Below are 1639 nucleotides of genomic sequence, written 5' to 3'. Positions count from 1 at the left end.
GACGGAGTCGGTGGACCGTTTTCGTGCCGTGGGCTGAGGGGTGGGCAGGTCGAGGGCCCGAGTGTCGTCTCGGGGTGGCGCCGGGTTCCACTGCTCCGGTGTCGGGCTGCTGTCGTAGAGATAGGAAAGTTGCTGGTCAGCCGGGGTTGGGCAGTTGAGTTAGCCGGTCGAGGGCTGCAGTGATGTGGCCGGTCCAGGGCCAGTGCCGGGCCAGGCGGAGGATTTGTCGACGGCCGGTGGTGACGAGTTGTCCGGCCGCGGTGAACAGGCGGAGCCGTAGTCGGCGGGGCTCCCAGCACCTGGCCTTGCCGGTCAGGGCGAGCATGGGCATCCGGGCCAGCAGGTCGAGGGCGAGCTGGACGATCTCCAGCCAGATCCGGTTTTGGGCGGTGCGGTGCAGGGGCAGGTTGCGCAGGCCGGTGGCCCGGGCAGCGCGGATGCGGTCCTCGGCCCGGGCCCGCAGCCGGTGACGGAGCTCGAGTTCGGCGATCGGCCGATCCACGGTGTTGGTTGCGAAACAGGTCAGCCGCATGCCGTCCGCGTCCGTGAGCCGCAACTGGGCTCCGGGGTGCGGCCGTTCCTTCCGAACGATCAGCCGCATGTCGTTGGGCCAGCCGTCCAGGACGTCGCCGGTGAGTTCGGCGACCCAGGCGCCGTCGCGGATCTCGCCGCCGGTTTCGACGGCCGCCGTCCAGGCCGATGCCGGAACCTTCAGCACATGCTGGTGGATCGCGTCGGTGACCGTCATGCCGACCGAGTAGGACAGCCACCGTCCCCGCTGGGCGAGCCAGGCGACGAAGTCGTGGGTGCCGCCCGCGGAGTCGGTGCGGATCAGGGTCCGGCGCCCGCGCCGGTACTTCTTCGGCAGCTGGGCCAGGGCCAGTTGGGCGGCGGTGATGTGGTCGGTGGCCGTGTTCGATCCCGCGTTGCCTGCTCGGAGCAGGGCCGCGACCGGTTCACCCGTGCCGCCCGGTCCGTGGTCGACGAACCCCATCAGCGGGTGGTGGCCGTAGGTTCGCTTCCACGTGGGTGCGGCGTCCTCCTTGTCCGAGTGCGCGATCACCAGCACCCCGTCGAGGTCCACGGTCACCGTCCCGCCCGCATCGGGAGCTTCCCGGTCGGCCAACCGCCAGACGTGTTGGCGGACTTCAGCCCGCGCGGCACGGATGGCCCGCAGGGCCTTCTCCCCGGAGGCGGCGAGGGTGTCGATGAGGCGGGAGACCGTCGGGTCGGAGGCCACCGGCCCGAACACGGCCGGCTCGGCCCGCAGTATGGCGACATCCGCGAGGCAGTCCCCGCCCAGCGCGACCGCCAGGGCCACGTCCAGCAGGATCTTGCCCGGATCGTGCACCGCCCGAGCCTTCCGCCACGGCGTCAGCGCCGCTGATATCGCGGCGTCCAAGCCGGCCTTGCGGACGGTCTCGACCAGCAGCACGCCCCCGGCCTGCGACACCACTGCCCGGCCGCCGCCCTCGATGCGGACACGCGGGTACGACCCGATACGCTTCTTCACCTGGAGAGTGCTTCTTTCCGTGCAGCCAACAGGACCCTAGACAAGTCCCATCGTTGCAGGTCAGGAGCACTCTCCGCTTATTTGATCAAGCCTCGGACACCCCACCTCGTGAAAGCGCGAGGCTAA

1 protein-coding gene is annotated in these 1639 nt (G+C 70.3%); it reads right to left on the bottom strand.

Annotation, left to right across the window (positions count from 1 at the left end; translation table 11 throughout):
- Window positions 1-136: 136 nt before the first annotated feature.
- Window positions 137-1513, bottom strand: coding sequence for an IS1380 family transposase (locus tag ACZ7OO_RS44080; RefSeq protein ID WP_471513014.1), 1377 nt, complete (start codon window positions 1511-1513; stop codon window positions 137-139).
- Between the last annotated feature and the right edge of the window lie 126 nt (window positions 1514-1639).

It is taken from the genome of Streptomyces sp. NPDC111744 (assembly GCF_055634995.1).
Note: the sequence above shows the minus strand (reverse complement) of the source record. Positions and strands in the feature narration are given on the sequence as shown.